Raw genomic sequence first — 24,790 nt, forward strand, 5'->3', positions numbered from 1 at the left:
TTGGCGCACGAAAAGATAATATTGGGTATTGACCCGGGTACCACCATTATGGGTTTCGGACTCATTAAGGTAGTGGGTAAAAAGATGGAGTTCGTTCAAATGAACGAATTGCTTTTGCAAAAGTATAACGACCCATATACCAAATTAAAGCTGATTTTTGAACGTACTATTGAGCTTATTGATACCTATCACCCAGATGAAATTGCTATTGAAGCCCCTTTCTTTGGTAAAAATGTACAGTCCATGCTCAAATTAGGCAGGGCACAAGGGGTTGCCATGGCAGCCGGACTCTCTCGTCAAATACCAATTACCGAATACCTTCCTAAAAAAATAAAAATGGCAATTACCGGTAATGGTAATGCCAGTAAAGAACAAGTGGCTAGAATGTTACAAAGCGTACTAGGACTTAAAACACTCCCAAAAAACTTGGATAGTACAGACGGACTAGCAGCTGCCGTTTGTCATTTTTATAATCAAGGTAGAATTGATGTGGTCGGTAAAAGCTATTCTGGCTGGGATGCTTTTGTGAAACAGAATGAGAAGAGGGTTAAAAAGTAGTTTTCAGTTGGCAGTTTCAGTTGGCAGTAGCAGTAATTAATAAAATATATATGCAGTTTCAAGATTTATTGGCTTATAAGAAGTCTTTTGCACTTGCCATGAAGATATTTCATATTTCAAAAAACTTTCCAAAAGAGGAGAAATATTCTTTGACCGATCAAATAAGACGTTCTTCAAGAAGCGTAAGTGCTAATATCGCGGAAGCATATAGAAAAAGAAGTTATCCTAAGCACTTTATAAGTAAGTTAACCGATAGTGATGCAGAGAATTCAGAGACACAAACGTGGTTAGAGTTTGCACTAAAGTGTGAGTATATTGACCAAAAAGCGTTTAATGATTTGATAAATGATAGTGAAGAAGTAGGTAAACTTTTAAACTATATGATTAATAATCCAAGTAAATTCGGTTCAGCATAGGAACTGAAAATTTTAAACCTTTTACTGAAACTGTTAACTGAATACTGTTACTGCCAACTGAAAACTGAACACATGAGCGGAATCTACATCCACATTCCATTTTGCAAGCAGGCTTGCCATTATTGCGACTTTCATTTTTCTACCTCTATGGGGAAGAAAGAGGCGATGGTGAAGGCTTTGTGTAAAGAACTGGAGCTTCGTAAAAAAGAGTTCGCAGGCGAGAAGGTAGCTACTATTTATTTTGGCGGTGGTACACCTTCTGTTCTGGAGACCGAAGAAATAGCACGATTGATTAATACCGTTCGTGAGCTCTATGATGTTGTGGACAATCCGGAGATTACGTTAGAGGCGAATCCTGATGACCTGTCCGAAGAAAAAATATTGCAATTGGCAGCCAGTCCTATAAATCGTTTAAGTATAGGCATTCAATCATTTTTTGAGGAAGATCTAAAACTGATGAATCGCGCACATAATGCTTTGGAAGCTGAAAAGTGTTTGCAATTGGCGAGCGCACATTTCGATAATATTTCGATTGACTTGATTTACGGAATGCCGAACATGACTTTAGAGCGGTGGAAACAAAATATTGAAAAAGCGTTAGGTTTTGGTATACCGCACATCTCCAGTTATGCCTTAACCGTTGAACCAAATACGGCACTTGCAAAATTTGTTGAAGACGGATTGATTATTCCCGCTACCGACGAAGAAACTCAAGAGCATTTCAACCTGTTGAACGAAACTTTGCTAGCTGAAGGATTTGACTGCTATGAAATATCAAACTTTGGGAAACCAGGGTATTATTCTCAAAATAATTCCGCCTATTGGCAACAGAAAAAGTATATAGGTATTGGTCCGTCCGCTCATTCCTTTGATGGTGTACAACGTGGGTGGAATATTAATAACAATCCGAAATACATTAAATCCATCGAACAAGATGTAGTACCTATGGAAGTTGAGGTGCTTTCTGCGACCGATAAATACAATGAGTATGTCATGACGGGCTTGCGTACGATTTGGGGTGTTTCGTTATCTAGAATAGCGACCGAATTTGGATCGAAATATAAAGAGTACATTTTAATGCAAGCCGATAAGTTTTTAGAAGAGCATTTGCTTTTCGTTGATGGTGACATCCTTAAAACCACAAAAAAAGGCATGTTTTTGGCCGACGGCATCGCCGCAGATTTGTTTATGGTGAATTTGAAATAACAAATAGTATCGAGAACAAGCTAGGAACACGAATATTCACCTCTTCTTAAATCCTTCAAAATAACCGCCCAAAAAGTTGTAATTTTCTTATCTCAAACCTGCCTTATAATTTGAGCGTAAGTAAAATGAAGACTACCGTAACCTATAATGCCAACGAGTACAAAATAGACCTATCTAAACCATTGGATATTTCAATACCGATCACTAGTAAGAAAGACAATGTAAACGCCTGGTATATTGATGCCCCAAAGATAGAGCCACATCGAGAGAAGGATTTTGTTGGGAGTATTCCGGCAGGGGCGAGCACCAATTTTTATGATATATGGTTTAATCCGCATGCACATGGTACGCATACCGAATGTGTGGGGCATATTTCAAAAGAACGTCAATCTGTAAATCAGCATTTAAAGCAGTTCTTCTTTTTAGCTGAGGTAATTACCATAACACCATCCGTAGAACAAGGGGATTTCGTAATTACAAAAAATCAACTTCAAAAAGCGGTAAGCAGCAAAACGCCAACAGCTTTAGTGATAAGAACACTTCCCAATGCAACATCAAAACAAAACAGGCAGTATTCACATACCAATCCGCCTTTCATATTAGAGGATGCCATGATATTTTTAAAAGAACTGGGTGTTGAACATTTGTTGGTAGATCTACCTTCGGTAGATAAAGAAAAGGACAATGGTGCTCTTTTGGCGCACAAGGCATTTTGGAACTTTAATGCAGCGGTAAGATTAAACGCTACGATCACTGAGTTTATTTATGTGCCAGATTCAATTACTGATGGTACATATTTTTTGAACTTACAGGTTGCACCTTTTGAGAATGACGCTAGCCCAAGCAGACCAATACTTTATAAAATAGAATAACTATGAAAAATCTACTAAAATTAGAGGAACTCGCCTTAATGGTACTCGGTATTTTTATGTTCGGTCTGTTAGGTTACCAATGGTGGTGGCTACCGGTTTTAATACTCACTCCAGATATTTCAATGTTGGGCTATTTACTAGGTTCTAGAATAGGTGCGTTGTGCTATAATGTTTTTCATCATAGGGGTTTTGCCATACTTTTATACTTTGTAGGCATATATTTTATGTTGCCCATAGTACAATTAATAGGTACAATTCTTTTTATACATACGGCTATGGACCGTATCTTTGGTTACGGACTTAAATACGATAAAGGGTTTAAGTTTACGCATTTAGGAGAAATAGGTAATAAAAATGGATAATATTTTTGATACGATTCTGGGTCTGGTTTTAGGAGCCATTGGTATGTATTGGCTTTTTAATTTTTTTAAAGGCAAGAAAAGTAAAGAGATTACAACACACCAATCTACCGTGTTATTGGAGAAAATGAAAAGTGTTTGCAAATTGATATCTGTAGAAGGCGAGTTTGCCGAAATCTACAAGTATGAAAACGTAAAGGACTTTATGAGTTTGGTGAGCAGTAAAAAGAAGGCACTGGTTGTAATTAAAGCTAAGGCTCATATCGGTTATGATCTCAGTAAAATTTTGATGCACGCCGATGAAGGAAAGAAAACAATTGTTCTTGATAATTTTCCACAGCCAGAAGTATTGAGTATTGAACCGGAGTTGGAATTTTATGATATTAAAAGCGGATTTTTTAACTTTTTTGCTCCGGATGATCTTACTAAATTGAACTCTGAGGCTAAAACCCACATCAGAGAAAAAATACCGGAAAGCGGATTGATGGAAACCGCTAGAAAAGAAGCATTGCAAACTGTTTTAATCATGGAGAAAATAGTTGAAACCATTGGTTGGACGCTTGATTATTCGGCACTTAAAATTCCGCAGAAACAAATAGAATTGTTAGAAGAAAAACAATAAATTAAATAAAATTTAAAATGAAAAATGTAATTTGTATCCTTGTATTAACCTTAATGACCACAGTAACTTTTGGTCAAAATGATGATAAAATGACAGAATTCGATGCTAATTTTTCACATACCGTATTTTTTTGGTTGAAAAATCCTGATAGTCAAGCAGATCGTACCGCTTTTGAAACTTCATTACGTAAGTTTTTAGATAATTCAGCCTATGCGAAAACACAGTTTATTGGCGTGCCGCCAAAGGCGAGTAGAGATGTTGTAGATGGTTCTTTTACCTATTCTTTGATCGTAAGTTTTGACTCTGCCGAATCTCAGCAAGCATATCAAGATGAAGCACCGCACAAGGTATTCATTGCAGAGTCGGAAAAATTATGGTCAAAAGTAATCGTCTACGATTCCACCGGAATCTAAATTTGAGGGGGTGATCTATAGAAAGGCTACGGCGGCTGATGTAGCCGATATTGCAACTCTGCATGCCAAAAGTTGGCAGCAGAATTACCGTGCATCTTTCAGTGCCCATTTTTTAGACCATTTGGCATTCGAAAATAGGCTTAAAGAATGGGAAAATCGTTTTCAGCATCATACAGATGATCAGTTTGTTTTGTTAGCAGAAGACGAGGGTGAATTATTAGGTTTTATGTGTGCCTATTTTGACCATGACGACAAATACGGTACGTTATTGGACAATTTACACGTAAGTCTTCAAGCTCAAGGGAAAGGTGTTGGTACAAAACTGATGACCGCATTGGCACAAGAGATTCTTGCTATAGATAGTGGAAATAACTTTTATTTATGGGTGTTAGATACCAATGCTGCCGCAATATTATACTATGAAAAAGTAGGCGGTGTTGCCATAGAACGTGTAGAATCTAACGATATTGGCGATAAGACCTTTGTGAAAATTAGGTACTATTGGGATGATGCCTCACAGTTTATGGATAACATGAAAGACAAAACGGTACATAAATGAACGTTGAAGAATACCGAGAATATTGTATTTCAAAGAAAGGAGTTACGGAATCTTTCCCTTTTGATGAGGTAACCTTGGTTTTTAAGGTAATGGGCAAAATGTTCGCCCTTTGTGGATTAGACCACGTGCCATTACGTATCAATTTAAAATGTGACCCAGAAAGAGCCATAGCACTTCGTGAAGAACATGATGGCATTATAGAAGGGTGGCACATGAGTATAAAGCATTGGAACACTGTTTACTTAGATAAAATATCCAAAGACCTTACAAGAGAGCTTATTGACCATTCTTATGATTTGGTGGTGTCTAAATTGACTAAGAAAGTGAAGGCGGAGTTGGAGACTATGTAATACATACCTAGCTAATTATACCAATTTATTTTCCCATTCCCTCATTCAAAACCACCATTCCCTCATTCTAACTTTTCTTTAGCGGTCAATTTTCAGTACTTAATAGTGCTTAAAACCACTATTTATGAAAAACCACAGAAACCCTCAAGAGGTAAATGCCGGTTCAATGGCAGACATTGCTTTTTTATTGCTGATCTTTTTCTTAGTTACCACTACTATAGAAAATGATGCGGGACTTAATCGGTCTATGCCTCCTAATATTACTGACAACAGTGTTGACATTAAAGAGCGTAATCTTTTTGAAATCAGCATAAATGATGCTGACTTAATAATGGCTGAAGGAGATATTATAGACCCTAAAAACCTTAGAGAGAAAGTAATCACTTTTATTGATAATGGAGGATTACCAATAGAAGCAGAAGGATATTGCAATTATTGTAAAGGAAATAGATTCGCAGATTCCTCTGAGAATCCAGATAAAGCTATCATTTCTATAAAGGCACAGCGTAATAGTAGTTATCCGGTTTATGTTGCAGTCCAAAATGAAGTGATTGCAGCTTATAATGACTTACGAGATAGAGAGAGCTTAAAATTGTATAATACTCCTTATAAAACCATTTATTCTGATTATTACGATGAAGAAATTAGTGAGGACAAAAAGAAAGTTCTAAAAGAACGACTTGAAATTATAAGAGCACTTTACCCACAGAAAATTTTAGAACCCGAAACCGTAAATAATTAAAGTCATGATAAAATTTAACAAATATAGATCTAGTAAAAACTTGCCACATGTATCAACTGCTTCATTGCCAGATATCGTTTTTATTCTTCTCTTTTTCTTTATGACCGTAACGGTTATGAAAAATCAGAACTTGTTGGTGGAAAATACTTTGCCAACGGCAACAGAGACTGAGAAGTTAAATAAGAAAGACCGAGTTATAGAAATTTTTGTAGGCAAGCCTACTAAAAGTAGTAATGCAAATTTGGGAGATGAACCCAGAATTCAAATGGATAATAAATTTATTACCGTAGATGAAGTAGGCGATTATGCCTTGCAAGCCTTGTCATCAATGCCACAGCATTTAAGAAGTGTTGCAACCGTATCTATAAAAGCAGATGTTGGTGTGAAAATGGGAATAATAGAAGACCTTAAAAGCGAACTTCGTATGGTGAATTTGTTGAAAATAAACTATACCACTTATGAAGGTGCTACTGTAAACAACTTATAGAATGAAATGAATGTTTTAAATCTATTTTCCATTTATAGAAACCATTTTCTAAGGTTATCTTTACCTTTTCTATAATAGTTTATTTTGAATGGATAATTTACAGCAATTTTACACCAATAAAGTAAAGGGATTCAGCACACAGATTGAAGCACTTAATAAAACATTATTCACCTTTAGTTTACTTCGTTTACTTATATTTTTGGGTACTATCGTAGCTATTTATTTTGCCTCGGTAAATGCTAAATATGTTATTGGTGTGTTGTGTGTAGGTATTCCTTTATTCCTATTTCTGGTAAGTAAATACTCGAATCTAAAACATCAAAAAGAAAAATTAGAAGCTTTAAAAGATATCAATACAGTTGAGTTACAGGTATTGAAAAGAGATTATTCCAACTTGTCCAACGGAAAAGAATTTGCAGACGATATCCATTTTTTTAGTCAAGATATAGACTTGTTCGGTGAGGGGTCTTTTTATCAAATTTCCAACAGAACAAAACTTGAAGAGGGTAGTCTATTATTGGCGGATATCTACAAAGAAAATTCCATCAGTGACATAAAGCAAAAGCAAGAAGCTATTGCCGAGATTGGTGAAAAAGTAGACTGGCGACAAGAATTTTCTGCCATGGCAGCATTGACCAAAACAGAAACGTCAACACATACTATTACTAAGTGGCTTAAAAATTATGAGTCTTTTGTACCCAAGGCAATGAAATTTATTCCGCTAGTATTTTCAATTATTTCAGTAGCTATATTTATTGCATACTTTTTAGATTACCTACCAGAATCGGTTTTGATTATGTGGTTGGTACTAGGTATGATTATCGTTGGTGTTTTTTCAAAGAAAGTTACCAACTTAGGTCAGAGTGCTACCAAAATGAAATCTACTTTTGATCAGTACAATCAATTGCTGTCAATGATAGAAACAACGGAATTTTCGTCTGATCTATTAAAGAAACAGAAATCCAATATTTTAAACAATGGGGAGAATAATTCTAAAGTGCTAAAGAAATTCGCTTCGCTTTTAAGTAATCTAGACCGTAATAATAATCTTCTATATCTAATTTTTGCAAACGGATTTTTTCTCCGTTCGTTAACCGATTGCCTTGCGGTAGAAAACTGGATTCAAAAACATGGTAAGAGTGTAGAAATTTGGTTCAATACCATCGCATTTTTTGATGCCTATAGTAGTTTAGGGAACTTCGCTTTTAACAATCCGAATTTTACGTATCCTACGATTACCACTGACGCAGTGGTATTAAAGTCTAAAAATGCAGGTCACCCTTTATTGGATCCCAAGAAAAGTATATTGAATGATATCACGATAAAGGGCGGACAGTTTTTTATAATTACCGGGGCAAATATGGCCGGTAAGAGTACATTCTTACGAACTGTTTCATTACAGATTATGATGGCTAATGTTGGGTTGCCAGTTTGTGCTGAATCCGTAAGTTATTCTCCAATTAAACTCATTACCAGTATGCGTACTACAGATTCATTGACAGATGATGAATCGTACTTCTTTTCAGAATTAAAGCGTCTTAGATACATTGTAGATGAAATACAAACAGACCGTTATTTTATTGTGTTAGATGAAATTTTGAAGGGAACCAATAGTACCGATAAGGCATTGGGTTCACGAAGGTTTGTAGAGCGATTAGTAAAGAGTAAATCTACCGGAATTATTGCTACTCACGATCTTAGCCTCTGTGAAGTTGCCAAAGAATATGATGCAGTAAAGAACCATTATTTTGACGCAGAAATCATAGATAACGAACTACATTTCGATTACACGTTTAAAGACGGTATTTGTCAAAATATGAACGCTTCTTTTCTGTTAAAGAAGATGGGGATAATAGAATAAATCTTTTTTATTCTTAGATTTAAAATTGTAATCATTTTCCGTCTTTTTTTATGCATAGAATTTCGCTTTTACTCCTTTTTCTACTTTCTAATATTATTTTTGCTCAAAATGAAATTGGTAACAATTTGGTCAAGGATAAATTCTTGAAATATTTTGAGTTGCCAAGAGAGTCAATATTTCTACACACGAACAAAACAACGTATATAGCCAACGAAGAAATATGGCTAAAAGGTTATGTATACGATAGGCATAACAATAAACCTTTTAACCAAACTACCACAGTTCACGTAGGGTTGTATAATGGCTATGGTAAGAAATTTAACGACTACCATTTTAAAGCAGGTGATGGTTATTTTAAAGGTAATATTGCTGTAGATTCAATGCTTGCTAGTGGTGAATATTATCTTCGTACAAGTACGAATTGGATGAAGAATTTTAAAGAAGATGATTCATTTGTTCAGAAAATCACCATCCTAAACGAGAAGCCGATTAAAAAGGCTAAACCCATCAAAGATTATGATATCCAGTTTCTACCCGAAGGCGGTAACTTCGTTGAAGATGCGCCAGGTGTTATGGGAGTTAAAGTTACCGATGCTAACGGATATGGTGTTAGAATTGTTGAAGGGTCTATATTCGATAATAAGAATACTCAAGTAGCCAGATTTTATACATCAATTTTTGGCTTGGGAAAATTTAATTTTAATCCTAGGGCAGGTATTGAGTACGTGGCTAAAATAGAGTTTGACGATGGTAATGTGGAAACCACTACACTTCAAAAACCTTCTAAAGTAGGCATCTCTTTTAATGTAAAGAATGTTGATGATGACAGGTTCATTATTAGTTTGACAACAAACGCGACGACAAAGGAAATTATTAAAGAAAAACAGTTTTATTTGTTGGTACACAAAGATGGTCATGCAAATAGAATACCTATTACCTTCCCTAAGAATAAACTATTTGTATCTAAGGTTTTAAATAAAGAGGTGCTTAATAAAGGGATGAATATCTTGACGTTATTCAATCCAGATGGTAAGCCAATTGCTGAGCGATTAATATTTGACTATGCAGATCTTTTTGACTCTAAATTGGAGGTAAGAAAATTAACCACAGAGGGCGATTCTTTGAATATTCAAGTCAAACTTCTTGATAACGGTAATGTGCAACAAAATTTGAGTGTCTCTGTTTTACCTGGTAATACAATTTCTTACAATCAAAAAAACTCTATTTATAGTGCCTTATATTTAAAACCTTATGTAAAAGGATTTATTGAAAATCCAAAATATTATTTTAAGGATGTTACCCCGAAGAAAGAGAATGATTTAGATCTTTTATTGATGACCCAAGGTTGGTCTAAATATAATTGGACCGATGTTTTTAAAGGTCCTCCTGGTCAGTTTTATGAATTTGAAAAGGGAATAGATTTAGAAGGAACTATTTATAATAAAGGAGTTACATCAGAAGAGAAGCTATTAGTTAGTTTTCCTGATGGTCGTAGTAGATATTTAGACATCTTAGACAATAGATTTTTAATACAGAAAAAATTTCCTGTAAAAGGTGAAACCTTGGATTTTACCCTCATTGTTAAGAATGGAAAATTGGCAAAACCAAATATAGGTTTGAATATGAAGTTGGGAGTTGTACCGAATGAAATTGCTGCTATTTGGAAAGAAAAAATAGAATTTGAAGATGAAAATAGTTCTAAAATAAATAATGTGCCAGATCTAATTTCTTCTGATAATACCATAAGTTTAAATGAGGTTACAGTTGTTGAAGATAAGGTCCAAACTACTGTTGCAAAGAATTCTTTAATTCCTAAATATTTGGTGAATAGGATGACTGAAGTTACTGAAAATTTGGAATTTAGTTTACCGTATGTTACCGATATCATTAGGTCTAGGGGTTACTATGTGCTGGAGAATCTTCAGTTTGGCAGTGTGAGTCGTGTAATTATTAGGTCAATTATACCATCTTCCTTTATGGGGGGTAATATTTACCCTGTTCCTATTGTATATCTAGATAATGCCCGTTTACCAAACTTTGACATTCTATATAAAATGCCTACAAGCGAAATAGAAAGTTTTATGATAGATAAATCTGGGGCTAGAGAAGGAGCAAGAGGCGCCGGTGGCGTAATTCGTATTTATACTAGAAGATTGCCAAGAGATTATAATGGTCAATATGGTAAAGATGAGAATGTTTTTAAGTACGAACTTAAAGAAGGATTCGAACCTGTTAAGAAATTTTATACCCCTAAATACACTTCATATCTTTCTAATGAATTTGAGAATTTTGGTACTATACATTGGGTTCCTGAATTAAAGACGGATGAAAATGGTATAGCTACATTCAAAATACTAAACACCTTACAGAATAATATCAATTTTTATATTGAGGGCATGGGGTCTGATGGTAGTTTGATTTCTTCTGAGCAATATCTTGTAATTGATTGATTTAATATTTTATTAAAATTATATAACAACACTTATTAATTCCCCCTTTGGGGACTAGGGGCTCGGCATTATATGGATTCACTAACACAAATAGTACTCGGGGCAGCGGTCGGTGAGGCGGTTCTTGGTAAGAAAGTGGGCAATAAAGCTATGCTTTACGGTGCTATTGCTGGTACCATTCCAGATTTAGATGTCATAACACGCTATTTTCTAGATACCGTTACGGCAACGGAATGGCATAGAGGTTTTAGTCACTCCATTTTCTTTTCTGTACTATTTGCTCCTGTTTTTGGATGGCTAGTATGGAAAATAAACAAGAAAGAATCGGCTACCTGGAAAGACTGGTCTTGGCTCATGTTCTGGGGTCTCTTTACGCATCCGTTATTGGATGCATTTACTACTTGGGGTACACAATTATTCTGGCCGTTTAAAACAAGATTGGCTTTTCAAAGTGTTTTTGTGATTGATCCACTCTATACATTACCGTTCGTTGTTTTCTTGATACTGTCTATGTTTCAAAAACGCACTGCTGTAAAACGTAGAAAATATGTGCACTTGGGTCTGATAATCAGTAGTGCTTATTTACTATTGACCTTAGTTCTAAAAGCAATCGCTTTTAAGAATTTTGAGAATGCGCTCGATGAACAGGGTATTGTGTACAGTGAAATGAATACGCGTCCGGCACCATTGAATACGGTATTGTGGATGGCAAATATAGATACTGAAGATGCTTATTTAATGGGAGATTATTCTTTCTTTGATACGCAGCCTATCTCGTTTACATCGTATCCTAAAAATCATGCATTACTGGGTAAATGGTCTAGTAACGATAAAATAGAGCGACTTATAAAAATATCCGAAGGCTGGTATACGATTACCGAAAATGATGGGCATCTGTATTTCAACGATCTTAGATTCGGACTCATTAGTTTAGATGAAAACGAGACTCAATTCGCCTTTAGCTATAGTTTAGTGCCTAATGGTGATGATTTAATTGTTGAAGAAAGACCTAAATTTAAAAGGGATGCAAAACGATTATTGTCCGCTCTTTGGCAACGTATGTGGGGAAATTAATATTTAAAAAGGATAGCCTATCGCGAAGTTCAAGGTCATATTATTATCTGCATTACCAAAGAAGGGTACGTTCCATCGTTCGTTTTCGTCTAAATAGGGAATACGTAAAGGGGAAGCCAAATCTAACCGAATAACAAAACTTTGAATATCTAAGCGTAAACCAAAGCCCACACCAGCAGCAACTTCGTTTACCCAATCTTTTTCAAACTTTCCGTCAGTAAAAAGTGATACAGAAGAAGACGAAGTTGATTCATCTTCTACAAGGCTGGAATAATCTCCTGTTAGCCACACGTTACCTGCATCCACAAAAAAGGCTCCTTTTAAATAGGAGAATAACGGAAACCTATATTCTACATTGGCCTCTAATTTTAAGTTACCCGATTGGTCGTAGTAATCAGTAGAATCATCCTCGGTATCCGGATAAAAACTACCAGGTCCTATTGAACGGATGTCAAAGGCACGCACACTATATGGTCCGCCAGAATAAAATTGTTTAACGAAAGGTAAAGTGGAACTATTTCCATAAGGTATTCCCCAACCTGCATATATACGTGAAACTAACGTACGTTCTTTTTGCCAGCGTAAGTAGAGTCGTAAATCGGCATCCACTTTTGCATATTGTGCATATTCTGATCCAAAAATGGTATTGGAGCCTCCGCTAAATAGACTTAAGGCATTTCCTGCCAAATCAAAATTGGTGGAAAAATAAATGGGCTTTTCTTTGCTAAGATTAGAGACTTCATCATATGTGAAACTATATAGCAAACCGGCTATAAAGCGCTGTTCAAAACTTTGGCTTAAATATTCGTTATCATCTAGAATTTCCTGAAATTCATCGGTTACGTTAGATAATCTGGAATAGTTTATACTGATTGGGTCTAATGTATGGTACACGTATTGATTTTCTTTCCAAGTATACCCAAAACTACTGTTTACGGAACTTAGGGTGAACAGATCGCTACGTTGTAGAAAATCGACCCCTAAAGATATTTTGGTTTTAGGCACGGCATATTTAAACCTGCTGGGAGAAAATGGTATGGATCTAGGTATGATCAAATCGGCACTTAAACCACCGGCAATACTACTGAGATTGTTATTGCTATTAGACAGTTGTAGCTCATAAGAAAAGTCTGCCGAGACACTAAAAGTTTCGCCACCGTTGAAAACATTCCTGTTGGTATGGCTCAACAAGATTCCTGGACCTGTATAACCGTTAGATCTAGAGACAGCTTGTAATTCTGCTCTAATGGATCGTTTTGTTAGAGGAGCTAAATAGATATCTGCCGCTAACGACCCTCCATTACCGTCGGTACCAGTGGTGTCTAGCTCGGTGTATTGTATGTTTACGTACTTGTAACTGCCTAAAGCAGATAGTCTGTTGCTTGTTTGTTTTGATGTGTTGGCATCGTATAGATCACCTTCATTGAAGAGTAAGTACGACTCTAAGAGTTCTGGTTTAAAATATAATTCGTTCTGTACAAAATCTATACTGTCTACTTGAGTTACATTTTCTTTGGTCAAGGGCAAAGTGTCACCTTCAATAGTATAGTTGGGGTAAACGGTAATGGAATCTATGGTGTACGGTATAGAGGCACGGCTAGGTACTTCTTTTTTAAGCCTAAGGAACAAATCAAATTTTCTATTCTTGTATTGATTGGTATCCGCTTCAAAAATCAACAGGTCTTCTTGACTGTTGTAAAAACCTTTTTGTTTTAAACCGTTATTAAGGCGTATTCTTTCAGTTTTTAATAGATCTAAATCAAAACGGTCTCCTTTTTTTAACGCGGTTTCCGGCAGCAATTTTTCTATTTCCTTGTACATAGGTAAAGTATCCGACTCTAGGGTGTAATTCTCCAATACGTAAGGAGCAGGTAACTTGGCGGAATAATTTACCGAGGCAAATTGCTCATCGATGACCGTTTCAGATTCGGATTCACTGTAGAAGAATCCGTTATTATCTAGTCGGTTCAATATCAACTCTTCTACGCGTTCGGGGTTTACATCTGAAAAATAAACAGGTTCTTCACCAAAGGATTTATTTAGAAATCTATATAAGAAACCGGGTTTTTCTCGCTGTGCCTTATAATGAAAAAACAAGGCAGGTTTCATTCCTAAAAACTTGGTATTAGGGTTTGGTTCTATAAGATTAAGCAATTCTGCCTTAACTCTCTTACTGTCTTGTAGTTCTCCTTCATAATTTAAATCAAGGGTTGCTCCTGTATATAACTGCTCTCCTTCGGGTATATATTTTTTTATCCCGCAAGAATAAACAAACAATAGTGCGAGGCATAATAAAGTACGATATGTGAATTTTTTATTTTTCAATGTCCTCTTCTTTCTTTTTAGAAGTTTTTTTCTCAGGTTCTTCTTTTTTCAACGGACTGAACAATTGACTGAATTTATTAAACTCCCGATTAAATATAAAAGCGACTCCGGTTATAATCAATTGCCCATCTATAATATTTTGATACTCTTGCTTTCTGAAGCCTTTTAGTCGATATGTACCTTCTTCGCTCAGCAAATACTCTAACGTAACATTGCCAATTAACGGGGTTTCCGTTTCGCTAGATGAGGCGCTACCTTCTACATCCACGGCACTACCGGCAGTAACAATCAATCGGTCATCGAAAAGTTTTTTGCTTGCACTTATATTCAATTGGGTTCTGCTTTCAGCAGTGCCACTTTCATAATCCTCAAAACTGTCTAGGTCAAAACCAAGCTCAAAACCGGTATTGCCCAATAGTTTATTCGAGATGGAATTGAGTTCGTTAGAGAGTACTTTGTTTACATTGTTTCTTGCAATAGAAATAGCACCACCGCTACTACCATCACTACCCGTGGTGGGATAAAAACGATTTAATGCCAATAGGGAAAAAACCTGCTTGTTCAGTTCAGACTCTTGCTCGTTCAATTGTTGAATACGACCATAAACGGCACCGCCAAAATTACCTTGTTCACTTTCGGGCATGTCTAAAGCAAAAGATATTTCTGGTTGTGTTAGCTGTCCGTCAATATTTAGATACACCAAAAAATCGGCAGTCTGTTGGTATGAACCAGAAACACTGCTGTCTGTACCATAACTTATGGATGACATTAAAGATGATGCCGAGGTTTCTATCTCATAGATTGCGGTAACGTCCATTTTGGCATCATAAGGGTCGCCGCTCCAAACTATACTACTGCCTTTTTGTAACTGAAATTCACGACTTACCAAGTTATATAGGCTGGTTCTATAGAATCCTGAATTTAATTCTAACCGCCCAGATAATCGAATGTCTTGATTGGGGTCTATGTTCAAATTCAATGTAGCATCACCAGATGCTTGTAGTTTATCTTGTGTTTTTTCATCAAGAACGATAGTAAATTTTGCCTCGTTTCCTATTTCTAGAATGGTATTGATATCCATACCTGCAAAAAATGAATTTGTTGTTTCTTCATCCGTTCTTGTAAGAATAGCATCAGGATTTTCCCTGTTTACAAAAATGACCACTCCGTCTCGTTCTTGAATATCCAATTGGTCTTGCGGTACAACATAAGTAAGGTCGGTAACATCACGAACACGTAATTTACCTTCGATAACAGGTAGTTCTAAATCTCCATTAACGGTAACATCTGCCTGTATACTTGCAATGCCGTACACCAATTCATCGTCTCCTTTTTCAGAATCAAGTACTCTAAACTGGTCTGTTTTCACCGAAAGGTCGAAACCTGGATTTATAAAACTGTCTGTATTTACCGTGCCATCTATGGTCAACGTACCTTGGTTGACATCATTTATGGCAAATGAATTAAAACTGATGGTCTCTTGGTCAATATCTATGTATTGATTATCGATTTCCAATGCAGATTTGTAGGCATTTAGACTTAGACCGAATTCATTGAAGTTTATTCTTCCTGAATATTTAGGCTCTGCAAGGGTACCTTTCACCAAAAGGCTTCCGTCTAAATAACCTTTGGCATTTGTCAACTGGTCATTGGAGAACCCTTGTATAATGCTGGCTTCCAGTTTTTGAATATCAAGCTCCATGTTTAAATACGCAGTATTTTCCTCAGCTGTATAGTCCCCTGTTAAAGTGAGGTTTGCACCACCATCTTTCATTGCCAAGTCAAAATCATATTCAGACAGTGATTTGGAAGATGCATCTAAGGTTAAAGTACCTAACGGATTTTGGAGCACGTGAAAATCTTTAATATCAATATCGGCTACCAGACCCGATGCGGTATACGGATTAAGAACTACGAAATCTCCTTCTACTTTTCCTTTCGCCAAAGCTTCATCTGGATTGAAAAAACTAAGGAAAGTCTGTAATTGAAAGTTCTCGAACAGAATACCGATATGTTCGGTATTCATTTTTAGAAATTTGTTCGATATTTCTAATTTTTGAGCATTTCTGGTCAAGACGACATTCTCAAAGTCAGAATATGCTTCGGCAATAACGATACTGTTATCCTCTGGTACTTCCCATTGCTTTTTATTCAGTATTAAATCTTCAGGATTGATATGGAGTCTTAAAGTGTCCTTTTGAATTGATAGTCCCGATGCTATATGCATTACTTGTACGGAGTCGTTTCTAGAAGTAAAATCCAATAATAGTTCTTTGTTTTTTAAGCTTCCTTCTAAATAAGTCTGTTTTAGGTGGATGGGTTCATAAATTAAATCAGCCAAACCAGCAGAGAATTTAAGGTCGACAGAATCTCCCTTTATATATGCATTTAAACTATCGACAGAACTACCGGCATATGCAATGTGTGGTACAGTGACCTCGGCAGAAATTTTTCGATTTTTAGAATTGAAACTAGCATCTATATTCAACGAATCTAAATCTTCGACACCATCAAAAAATACTTTAGATAGAATAGGAGTGGGGATAACTGCTAGAGCCAACTTAGCATCTATATCATCTTCTACTGTAAAACTAGTTGTGTCGTCTGTAGTGAAATACTGCTCTATTTGTTTCTTTAAGGCGTTGGTTATTCTATTGGGTGATGCGTTCGATGCCAATTGTCCTTTCAAGAAATTACTCTGTACGGAAACATCGGTAATAGTATCTTCTATATGGGCTTTTAAGACAATAGTAGACACTTGGTATTGCTCATTATCGGCAATGGCAATACCTTCATCAATTGTGGTGTTTATGGTATAGTTTGATGGCGTACCGGTGTAGTTTCCATTGATATTCGCTGCAATTTTAATATCACTTTTTGTAAGCCCAAGTTCTTGTAAAGCTGCCCCAATAATATTTGACGTAAAAACAATGTCATTTTCTTCTGATGAAAGTGCCATAATAGCATTTGCTTTCATGTTCAAATTTGGATCGTTGATGTTGGCAGTTATAGTACCATTCCCGTCTTTTAGATTTCCATCAATAGTCACTTCTTTGTAGTCATATCCACTGTACTGAAATTGCGAAACTGTACCGTTGATATTGGCATCAAAATTACTTGGTTCACTTCCTGATCCTTTACCTTTTATATCAAGTGAAATTTTACCCAGTTGATTATTTTGTAACAGCTGTCCCAGTTGTAAACTATCTACTGAAATAGCACCGTCAAATTTCATGATATTTCCAAAATCTACTAGTGCATTTATGTAAGCGGAACCTTCAGGTATTTTGATATTTGTATTGGGTTTTACCCATGTAGTTCCACCAGATAAATTACCTTCCGCTAGTATGGTTTCAGGAATTGAAACACCTAGTTCTTTAGATGATATTATTTTATTTATTGCTTTTTCAGTGCTTTTAAAGCTAATATTGTTCAAGTTGTATTGTAGTGAATCTGGTTTCGTTAAATTATTTATGCTTCCCTTTGCACTAAGTTTGGTGTCATTTCCCCATTGTAATTCGGTACTGAAGTCATCTACTTTTTTCAAAGTCCCCCTTGCTTTTAAGTTACCAATAATTGAATATGCCGATAAGGAATCTAAATACTGATTTTGGGCTAATTCAGGTTGTAGTTGTAGTACATCGTCAAGCTCTAAATTAAGGTCTGAAATAGTGGCGGATAAGGCACTTTTCTCAGGATTTTTCAATGCGCCTTTTAAGGAACTAAACTGTACATTAAAATCTGCCTTTACTGAACTCTGATTCATTTGAAAAACAACATCTGAAAGTGATGCTTCGGTATTGGTTAAGCCTGCATTAAATGCCAATTGGTTTAACTTTATGCCACTAGGTTCAAAAAAGGAAAATTTAGAAACGTTCAGATTAAATTTCTCGGGTTGGTAGGCCAAATTTTTAGCTTGCAATTGAAATTGTTGAATTTTGAAGGCATTTGGGTCAAAAGTATCCTCAAGCTGGTTTGTACCTTTTTTTGCATAGATGATATTGTTTTTAGCAATATCTATAGTGTTGGCGGCGATGATAAATTCTGGCCATTCAAATTCAGCTGTATTATTGGTAGTTCCTTTAGTTTCTTCACTACTTATTTCTAGTTCTATTTGTGAATCATGTAAAACAAGGTCATCGGTCTCGTATCTATTTTTAGAAACATCTGCTAGTATATCTGTGAGTTCAATAGTACCTAGTTGTAATTTAGTTCGTAAACCATCAGGCTGACTGTCGTAGTTGATGTTTACATTATTTACATTAAAATCTTCAACTTCAATAAATGGTAGTGCTGTACTTGTGCTGTCTTCGGTTATGGGGAATGCATGAGATTGTACATATTTAAACTCGGTATCGCTTAACGTAAAATCATCCAAAGAAAACTCCATGGTATCTAAGTCAAATTCAGATACATCTATATTTAACTTACCAAGCACTAAATTAACGTCGGTTCCAAGATAGGCATCTGTATAGGTCAATTTCCAATCAGCTATATCTACACTACCCACGGTAATACTCATGGGTTCGCTGGTAGTTGTAGTAGTATCGGTTGGTGTGGTCAGTGCATCGATTAAGAATGTGAAATTAAACTCTTCGGGATTGCTTTCTCGACTTATTTTGGCGACAACGCCATTTGAAACTATATCATCAATGGAAAGTTCATTTTTGAAAATAACAGGGTATATAGGAATATCGGCCTGCAGTGATTGTGAATAGAAAAGTGTATCGCCTTTTACATCTTCTAAATAAACGTCTTCTATTTGAATGTCTCCTGAGAAGGTAAGGTATAGATTGCCAACGGCTACTTTGGTATTCGTTTTGTAAGATATATAATTAGTGACTTTTGAAACGATGAAGTTTTGCGCCCAGGGTGTTCTAATGACCAATACCAGAATAAAAAACAGCAATAATACCCCGAGGATAATTTTTCCTAAGCGTTTTAAATACTTTTTGAATTTCGCATTTTCGTTGGCCATATAGTGAGCACTAGAGGATTGAATGCAAGCATTCAATTTTCATCATTGACAAACTATTGTTCAAGTTGTGCCATAAAACCTGTAGCAATTATAATTAGTAAGACTATTATGATCATAAGGTTGTAAAACCTTCTTTTCTTTTTCTTGGTTTCTTTAAGTGATGCCATAAAAACGCAAAGTTAAACCTACCAAAATATAAATTTAGCTTATTTGCTACGAAGATTATCGGTATACAACATAATCAAGCAATTTGTGCCTTTATTACCTATTTAAATTATTGGCTAAAAACTGTTCATCTACACTTTTTGTTGATTCGTCTACAGTTGCTGTGGGTTAATCTACGATTGAAAAATTGAACACTATCTACACGATACCTTTGGAGTGTAATTAACGATTAACTCAAAAAATATCACCAATACGAAATCATATGAAAACAGTTATAAACTCAAAAAGATGCTTAGGGTATTTTGAAACAGCCAACCAAGATGAAATTTATGAAATCTGCCAATTTAATATAACAGATTCTGAATTGATCGTAGAATCCATGGCAGTGTAAAAAAGTTGTTCAGGTAGTTCCCCCAAACCGATGAAGGCCAATAGAAATATTGGTCTTTTTCTATTTTAAGGCTTTCGTCTGTATTTTATGAAAGCTGTCTGCTTGTAAGCGTAGCAATTCCTCTGCTTTTTTCTTTTTATACCCGTACAATTCCTCTTCTCCCTTTAAATCTTCGTATATTTTCTGATTGATTTCTCCGTCAGTTGAAGCTATTAATTGACGTTGCGCCAATTTTTGTTCTACCCAAGTAGAAAGTACACTTTCTTCCTCTTCTAATTTAATATCATATTCACCTTTTGGTGCCAGTAATTTGGCAATTATAGGCGAAGTTTCAATCGCTAAGAATAGTAGAAATATGAAAAAGGATGGTAGCCACGGCAATTCATCTAAAGCTGATATTCTTGCCATTAATCCGTCAAAACCATCTATAATGGGTTGCGAAGTTTTTACTTCTTCGGCATATTCCGTATTTAAATCGGTTATCTGGGCTTCTAATTCTGTAATTTTTTCTGCATTGGTGATCTTCAATGCCTGTAGTTCGGCAAGGGATGCATCATGTTTTTCACGTTTTTCTTCATACACAGGTCCTTTACCCAATAACTTTGTGCCAGCAGTACCTTCAGCTTCATTGATGTAAATATCATAAAGTGCGTTTGTTTCTGCTTCTTTAGTGTCAATTTCGGTTTTTAGGGCTGTAATATCTTGATTTAATTGTTCAACCTTTGGGGTGTATTGCAATGCGAGTTGTTCTTTGTTGGCAAGGGTAAGCTCATTCTTTTGTTCTAATAACACCTGATTGATCTCTTTCTCGAAAATTTTCATTTCCAAGGGTTTTGAAATCACAATGGCGATAATAACGGCAAGAATAATTCGTGGTACGGCCTGTAGAAACTCCTGACCAAAATTCCCTCTTTTTTTAATGGTAGAAACTATAAAGCGGTCTAAGTTGAAAATTAGTAATCCCCAGATAAAACCAAAAAATATAGCTGCATAAACATTGTCAAAAACAGTATATAGTGCATAACTACTGGCGATAAATGCCATGACCGCAGTAAAAAAAACCGTTGCGCCAATACCCGCATATTTGTTCTGTTCCCCTTTAGAACAAGTTTGTAATAATTCGGCATCTGCGCAAGAGCAAAGAATAAAGAAGTTTTGAATCATGATGAAAATTCGTTTTTTGATTGATGATGATGTATACTGGGTGAACGTAACTATTTCACTTTTGGTACGCAAAAAGCCCTCGAAAAGAGGGCTTTAACATATGTTTGACGTTGTTGTTACCTTATTGTTACAAGTTCTTTAGAAATTCGTACTTCTGTCTTACCATTTTTCTTTTTAGATTCTATATTTAACGCTTTGTTTTTCTTTAGTAGGTCAATGGCTTTATCAGACGAAACTTCTTTGCCTTCGTAGAAAAACGTTGCTCCTTTTTTTGCCATGCTTATAGCGTAATCTAAAGGTGACGGCGGAGTAGGAGGTGGAGGTGCAACCGGACTGCTAGGTTTAGAATGAAAAGTTTGGGTGTTTGAAGGAATTCCGTTTAAAGCCTTTACATCGAGGTTTAAATGATCATATGGGTCTTGATTTTCAATGATTTCATTAATCTGACTGTCTGCATATTCAGATGTGTTTGGGGCTTTAGGTGCTGGAGGAGGTTCTGGAAAATCTGGGAATGGTTCTGCATTCACTTTTTGTTTCTCAGACATTAATCCGTAGATATAAGTTAGTTGATCCACATCAGCTTTTAGTATGCGTATGTTTCCGCCTTCGGAAATCATGGTGTTGTAACTTTTTGCCAACTTATTGTAGGTGGATAATTGCTCTTTTGTAGCACCATCTTGATTTTGTTTAGGCAAACATTCAGGAAAAGGTTGAGCTGATTTTCTTTCCTCAACAGTCATATTTTTATAAATAGATTCTAACATCCTTAAATCACTAAGTGGAATACTTCTTTTTTCAATAGGTATAGCGTTGTATTTTTTGGCTAAGGAATTGTATTTCGTGATTTTATTTGATTGTAAAATAATATCGTTGGTTTTTAAAATAACAGTTTCAGGTGTTATCTCAACAGTTTCTTCATATTCGTTTTTAGGCATGATATACTTATCTGAAAAAATAGTAATGCTTTTTGTCTTTAGCTTTCTCAATTCTTTGGTAATTGCATCTGTAAAAACAGAATTAATAATCTCTGTAGCATAAATTTGAGCTGCTAGCTTGTTGTTCTCAATTGCCAAAGGAAATTTTGACTTTATTTTTTCATTTAGTTCTGTCAATAGAACTTGTTGATTATTAAACCAAATTTCGTCTTCATTCTTTATTTCTATCCATACTATTTCTAGCAGTGGTTCTTGGTTGGCATTGTTTTTAAGTTCATTAAAAACATTATTTCTTCTGATTTTTTGCGCTTCATCTACTGTTTTACCATGATACTCACTTGTTTCAAATCCGTGTTTACCAAGAATATTTGCAGTTCTTTTACTAAAATGTTCAATGTTAAAAATACCTATAGCTGCTAGTTCTGTCTGAACTTGGTCAATTAATCCATATTGATTTTCATCATAAAGAATATGAGCCGTTAGATAGTTTTTTATAATGTAAGGACCGAAATTTTGATTGGTTCTTAAAACTTCTGTCGAAAGGTTTTCTAATGCTACTGGCTTATTATTAAGCAGTAAATCTCCAGTTTTTGTAATTTCAATATTAATGTCCTTAATGGTGTTTTGAGCAATTACATTTTTTTGACTGAAACCATAAAGCATTAAAGCCAATACAGGTAGTAACAGTAGGCTTCGAATTGCAATTCCTTTTTTTGATGTTTGTTTTTTCATGATGATGAATCGTTTTTTGATTGATGAATAATTTATGGCATTTGCAATACCAACTGATTGATGGGTGTTAAAACTGTCGTTTGATAAGTACGACAGTATTGTATTTTGATAGTTTAAGTGGTCTTCTTGACCATTTAGTACAGCACTATCTGCTAAGAATTCATGATTTAGTTTAATGCTTTTTTTGAAAGCATATATTACCGGATTGAACCAAAATAATACTTGTAATATTTCAATAAAAAGAACATCTAAACTATGCCATTCTTTAGCATGGGTTTCCTCATGTTTTATTACGGAATTTGGTATGCTGTTGACCTCAAACTTTCGTTTGTTTAAAAATATATACCGTAAAAAAGTATGTGGTGGTAGTTGTTCTATTAGTAATATTCTATAGATAGCACTATGTTTTGTTCTTGGGTTGTTATGAATACGTTTCCATATTTTATAGAGATTGATAAGAAAACGCAATGCAAATCCTGCAACTCCTAGCCCGTAGATAGTCCATAGTATTAAAGACCAATTCATGGGCGATTTTTCAATAGCCTGAATTACTGGTTGTATCTCTTGGGGTTCATTTATGGATATAACTTGAGTGACTACCGTGGTTGGTTCTACTTCAATATATTCTGTAAAGACAATTTGAGGTATTATAAAAGAAGCGATGACTGCAGTTAATAGAAAAAATCTTTTAAATTGATGCATGCTTTCTTTCTCCAAAAGGAGTTTATAGAAAAGCAAGAAGATGCCCATACATGCGGCGGATTTTAAAAGATAGATTTCCATAATTACTTCTTTTCTATTTCAACATCTATTAGTTTTTTCAATTCTTCCAATTCTGCTTTGCTTAAATTGGTTTCTTGAGTGAAAAAAGATGCGAACTGACTCGCACTATCATTGAAGAAATTTTTAATGAGTCCGTTAACATGTTTAGAGAAATAGTCTTTTTTCTTAACCAACGGAAAGTATTCTCTACTTCTACCAAAGCTTTTATAGTCAATAAACTTCTTGTCGGTCATTCTTTTTAAAAGTGTGGCAACGGTAGTGGTGGCGGGTTTTGGCTCTGGATAAGCATCAAGCAAATCTTTCATGAAAGCCTTTTTCTGCTTCCAAAGAATATTCATTAATTCTTCTTCTGATTTGGATAATTGCATTTTCTACAAGTTTAGAGTATTTTCTACAAACATAGAATAAATATTTTAATTCTACAAATGTAGAGGCGTTTTGTTGGTTTTTGCCTTAGGGATAGCAATGAAAAGCCCGCATTCGCTTTTTAGCGAAGCGTACTTGTAATGTATAGCCCGACCCCAATTCTTTGGGGAAAGGTCCATATGACCCATTTAAAAGATGTAAATTTGACTTCTTAAAACAACCAAAAATATGAGTGTATTAGCTGATTTGGAAGCACGTAGTGGCTCCACTTGCGAATTATGTACGGGAACCAGTAATTTAGAAGTTTTTGAAGTGGAACCGGTAACGGTAAGTGGTGTGGATTCTAGTATATTGGCATGTGAAATTTGCCGTACCCAAATTGAAGACCCAGAACAAATGGATGCAAACCACTGGCGTTGTCTGAACGACAGTATGTGGAGCGAATATGATTCGGTGAAAGTTGTGGCTTGGAGAATGCTATCTAGATTAAAATCTGAAGGCTGGCCTAAAGATTTGCTGGATATGATGTATTTGGAACCAGAGGTTTTAGATTGGGCAAAAGCGACAGGAGAAGGATTAGCAGAAAGCGAGAAAATAATTCACCGAGATGTAAATGGGGTAATTCTTGAAAATGGAGATAGTGTAGTTCTGGTGAAGGACTTGAAAATTAAAGGGTCTAGCCAAGTAGCTAAACAAGGTACTGCAGTACGTAGAATTTCTTTAGATCGTGAGAATGCCGAGTACATTGAAGGTAAGGTGGGACCAACTATGACGGTTATCATTACCAAGTACGTGAAGAAAATATAGTTGAAATTAGATAGTTGTTGGTTCTTTGAATCAATATATCATCGATAAAAGATACTTCTAGAATAAAATGAACGTCTTTGCGAGGAGCTTTATAGCGATGAAGCAATCTGTAAGTTTCGTGTTCCAAAGTTACAGATTGCTTCGCCAAACTCGCAAAGACGTTTTATTTTCAACT

Annotated in this window: 21 protein-coding genes; 16 read left to right on the plus strand and 5 right to left on the minus strand. The window is 35.4% G+C overall.

Annotated features, from left to right (window positions below; all coding sequences use genetic code 11):
* The 14 genes from ruvC to EXIGUO8A_RS09635 all read left to right on the plus strand — a co-directional run bounded on the left by ruvC (position 1) and on the right by EXIGUO8A_RS09635 (position 11,969).
* Entirely contained in the window at positions 1-558 is a 558-nt protein-coding gene (gene ruvC, locus EXIGUO8A_RS09570) for a crossover junction endodeoxyribonuclease RuvC (RefSeq protein ID WP_159302956.1), read from the plus strand.
* A 50-nt stretch (positions 559-608) separates the two neighbouring features.
* Complete coding sequence (locus EXIGUO8A_RS09575; protein ID WP_159302957.1) at positions 609-974, plus strand: four helix bundle protein; 366 nt, start codon at positions 609-611, stop codon at positions 972-974.
* 72 nt (positions 975-1,046) lie between these two features.
* Positions 1,047-2,180: a radical SAM family heme chaperone HemW gene (hemW, locus tag EXIGUO8A_RS09580; RefSeq protein ID WP_159302958.1), complete on the plus strand. Its 1,134-nt coding sequence runs from the start codon at positions 1,047-1,049 to the stop codon at positions 2,178-2,180.
* A gap of 125 nt (positions 2,181-2,305) precedes the next feature.
* Positions 2,306-3,052, plus strand: coding sequence for a cyclase family protein (locus EXIGUO8A_RS09585; protein WP_159302959.1), 747 nt, complete (start codon positions 2,306-2,308; stop codon positions 3,050-3,052).
* Between the two features lie 2 nt (positions 3,053-3,054).
* Positions 3,055-3,414, plus strand: coding sequence for a DUF4260 domain-containing protein (locus tag EXIGUO8A_RS09590; RefSeq protein WP_116770247.1), 360 nt, complete (start codon positions 3,055-3,057; stop codon positions 3,412-3,414).
* The gene (locus EXIGUO8A_RS09595) at positions 3,407-4,033 is read left to right on the plus strand and encodes a DUF4230 domain-containing protein (protein ID WP_116770248.1); all 627 of its coding nucleotides are present in this window, start codon (positions 3,407-3,409) and stop codon (positions 4,031-4,033) included. The genes EXIGUO8A_RS09590 and EXIGUO8A_RS09595 overlap by 8 nt, the downstream gene beginning before the upstream one ends.
* Before the next feature lie 17 nt (positions 4,034-4,050).
* Positions 4,051-4,446 (plus strand): Dabb family protein, encoded by a 396-nt coding sequence (locus EXIGUO8A_RS09600; RefSeq protein ID WP_159302960.1) that lies wholly within the window; start codon positions 4,051-4,053, stop codon positions 4,444-4,446.
* Between the two features lie 10 nt (positions 4,447-4,456).
* Positions 4,457-5,005, plus strand: a complete 549-nt coding sequence (locus tag EXIGUO8A_RS09605; protein WP_159302961.1) for a GNAT family N-acetyltransferase — start codon at positions 4,457-4,459, stop codon at positions 5,003-5,005.
* A complete protein-coding gene (locus EXIGUO8A_RS09610) occupies positions 5,002-5,355 on the plus strand; it encodes an MmcQ/YjbR family DNA-binding protein (protein ID WP_159302962.1) in 354 nt (117 codons plus the stop codon). Before EXIGUO8A_RS09605 ends, EXIGUO8A_RS09610 begins: the two co-directional genes overlap by 4 nt.
* A 124-nt stretch (positions 5,356-5,479) precedes the next feature.
* Positions 5,480-6,097 (plus strand): ExbD/TolR family protein, encoded by a 618-nt coding sequence (locus EXIGUO8A_RS09615; RefSeq protein WP_159302963.1) that lies wholly within the window; start codon positions 5,480-5,482, stop codon positions 6,095-6,097.
* Between the two features lie 4 nt (positions 6,098-6,101).
* A complete protein-coding gene (locus EXIGUO8A_RS09620) occupies positions 6,102-6,584 on the plus strand; it encodes an ExbD/TolR family protein (protein WP_159302964.1) in 483 nt (160 codons plus the stop codon).
* Positions 6,585-6,672: 88 nt separating this feature from the next.
* Positions 6,673-8,445, plus strand: a complete 1,773-nt coding sequence (locus EXIGUO8A_RS09625; RefSeq protein WP_159302965.1) for a MutS-related protein — start codon at positions 6,673-6,675, stop codon at positions 8,443-8,445.
* 50 nt (positions 8,446-8,495) lie between these two features.
* On the plus strand, positions 8,496-10,895 hold the full coding sequence (locus EXIGUO8A_RS09630) for a hypothetical protein (protein WP_159302966.1): 2,400 nt from the start codon (positions 8,496-8,498) through the stop codon (positions 10,893-10,895).
* Positions 10,896-10,967: 72 nt separating this feature from the next.
* Positions 10,968-11,969, plus strand: a complete 1,002-nt coding sequence (locus tag EXIGUO8A_RS09635) for a metal-dependent hydrolase (RefSeq protein ID WP_159302967.1) — start codon at positions 10,968-10,970, stop codon at positions 11,967-11,969.
* A 3-nt stretch (positions 11,970-11,972) separates the two neighbouring features.
* Here the strand turns inward: EXIGUO8A_RS09635 and tamL are convergent, their stop codons facing one another.
* On the minus strand, positions 11,973-14,294 hold the full coding sequence (gene tamL, locus EXIGUO8A_RS09640) for a translocation and assembly module lipoprotein TamL (protein WP_159302968.1): 2,322 nt from the start codon (positions 14,292-14,294) through the stop codon (positions 11,973-11,975).
* Positions 14,284-19,272, minus strand: coding sequence for a translocation/assembly module TamB domain-containing protein (locus tag EXIGUO8A_RS09645; RefSeq protein WP_159302969.1), 4,989 nt, complete (start codon positions 19,270-19,272; stop codon positions 14,284-14,286). The genes tamL and EXIGUO8A_RS09645 overlap by 11 nt, the downstream gene beginning before the upstream one ends.
* A gap of 427 nt (positions 19,273-19,699) precedes the next feature.
* Here EXIGUO8A_RS09645 and EXIGUO8A_RS18840 point away from each other — a divergent pair, with 427 nt between their 5' ends.
* On the plus strand, positions 19,700-19,828 hold the full coding sequence (locus tag EXIGUO8A_RS18840) for a hypothetical protein (protein WP_262885559.1): 129 nt from the start codon (positions 19,700-19,702) through the stop codon (positions 19,826-19,828).
* A gap of 60 nt (positions 19,829-19,888) precedes the next feature.
* Here EXIGUO8A_RS18840 and EXIGUO8A_RS09650 read toward each other — a convergent pair whose 3' ends face one another.
* The 3 genes from EXIGUO8A_RS09650 to EXIGUO8A_RS09660 all read right to left on the minus strand — a co-directional run bounded on the left by EXIGUO8A_RS09650 (position 19,889) and on the right by EXIGUO8A_RS09660 (position 23,810).
* Entirely contained in the window at positions 19,889-20,992 is a 1,104-nt protein-coding gene (locus tag EXIGUO8A_RS09650; protein WP_159302970.1) for a DUF4407 domain-containing protein, read from the minus strand.
* 116 nt (positions 20,993-21,108) lie between these two features.
* Complete coding sequence (locus EXIGUO8A_RS09655) at positions 21,109-23,442, minus strand: M56 family metallopeptidase (RefSeq protein WP_159302971.1); 2,334 nt, start codon at positions 23,440-23,442, stop codon at positions 21,109-21,111.
* Between the two features lie 2 nt (positions 23,443-23,444).
* A complete protein-coding gene (locus EXIGUO8A_RS09660) occupies positions 23,445-23,810 on the minus strand; it encodes a BlaI/MecI/CopY family transcriptional regulator (RefSeq protein ID WP_116770258.1) in 366 nt (121 codons plus the stop codon).
* A 226-nt stretch (positions 23,811-24,036) separates the two neighbouring features.
* Between EXIGUO8A_RS09660 and EXIGUO8A_RS09665 the strand changes: the two genes are divergently transcribed.
* Entirely contained in the window at positions 24,037-24,615 is a 579-nt protein-coding gene (locus EXIGUO8A_RS09665; protein ID WP_116770259.1) for a PhnA domain-containing protein, read from the plus strand.
* The last annotated feature ends 175 nt before the right edge of the window (positions 24,616-24,790 follow it).

Source organism: Maribacter litoralis (genome assembly GCF_902506355.1).
Taxonomy (GTDB): Bacteria; Bacteroidota; Bacteroidia; order Flavobacteriales; family Flavobacteriaceae; genus Maribacter; species Maribacter litoralis.

Excerpts from the sequence above, each read along its gene's own strand:
- EXIGUO8A_RS09575 (WP_159302957.1), top strand. The coding sequence starts at position 609 with ATGCAGTTTCAAGATTTATTGGCTTATAAGAAGTCTTTTGCACTTGCC.
- hemW (WP_159302958.1), top strand. The coding sequence starts at position 1,047 with ATGAGCGGAATCTACATCCACATTCCATTTTGCAAGCAGGCTTGCCAT.
- EXIGUO8A_RS09585 (WP_159302959.1), top strand. The coding sequence starts at position 2,306 with ATGAAGACTACCGTAACCTATAATGCCAACGAGTACAAAATAGACCTA.
- EXIGUO8A_RS09590 (WP_116770247.1), top strand. The coding sequence starts at position 3,055 with ATGAAAAATCTACTAAAATTAGAGGAACTCGCCTTAATGGTACTCGGT.
- EXIGUO8A_RS09595 (WP_116770248.1), top strand. The coding sequence starts at position 3,407 with ATGGATAATATTTTTGATACGATTCTGGGTCTGGTTTTAGGAGCCATT.
- EXIGUO8A_RS09600 (WP_159302960.1), top strand. The coding sequence starts at position 4,051 with ATGAAAAATGTAATTTGTATCCTTGTATTAACCTTAATGACCACAGTA.
- EXIGUO8A_RS09610 (WP_159302962.1), top strand. The coding sequence starts at position 5,002 with ATGAACGTTGAAGAATACCGAGAATATTGTATTTCAAAGAAAGGAGTT.
- EXIGUO8A_RS09615 (WP_159302963.1), top strand. The coding sequence starts at position 5,480 with ATGAAAAACCACAGAAACCCTCAAGAGGTAAATGCCGGTTCAATGGCA.
- EXIGUO8A_RS09620 (WP_159302964.1), top strand. The coding sequence starts at position 6,102 with ATGATAAAATTTAACAAATATAGATCTAGTAAAAACTTGCCACATGTA.
- EXIGUO8A_RS09625 (WP_159302965.1), top strand. The coding sequence starts at position 6,673 with ATGGATAATTTACAGCAATTTTACACCAATAAAGTAAAGGGATTCAGC.
- EXIGUO8A_RS09630 (WP_159302966.1), top strand. The coding sequence starts at position 8,496 with ATGCATAGAATTTCGCTTTTACTCCTTTTTCTACTTTCTAATATTATT.
- EXIGUO8A_RS09635 (WP_159302967.1), top strand. The coding sequence starts at position 10,968 with ATGGATTCACTAACACAAATAGTACTCGGGGCAGCGGTCGGTGAGGCG.
- EXIGUO8A_RS09645 (WP_159302969.1), bottom strand. The coding sequence starts at position 19,272 with ATGGCCAACGAAAATGCGAAATTCAAAAAGTATTTAAAACGCTTAGGA.
- EXIGUO8A_RS18840 (WP_262885559.1), top strand. The coding sequence starts at position 19,700 with ATGAAAACAGTTATAAACTCAAAAAGATGCTTAGGGTATTTTGAAACA.
- EXIGUO8A_RS09650 (WP_159302970.1), bottom strand. The coding sequence starts at position 20,992 with ATGATTCAAAACTTCTTTATTCTTTGCTCTTGCGCAGATGCCGAATTA.
- EXIGUO8A_RS09655 (WP_159302971.1), bottom strand. The coding sequence starts at position 23,442 with ATGGAAATCTATCTTTTAAAATCCGCCGCATGTATGGGCATCTTCTTG.
- EXIGUO8A_RS09660 (WP_116770258.1), bottom strand. The coding sequence starts at position 23,810 with ATGCAATTATCCAAATCAGAAGAAGAATTAATGAATATTCTTTGGAAG.
- EXIGUO8A_RS09665 (WP_116770259.1), top strand. The coding sequence starts at position 24,037 with ATGAGTGTATTAGCTGATTTGGAAGCACGTAGTGGCTCCACTTGCGAA.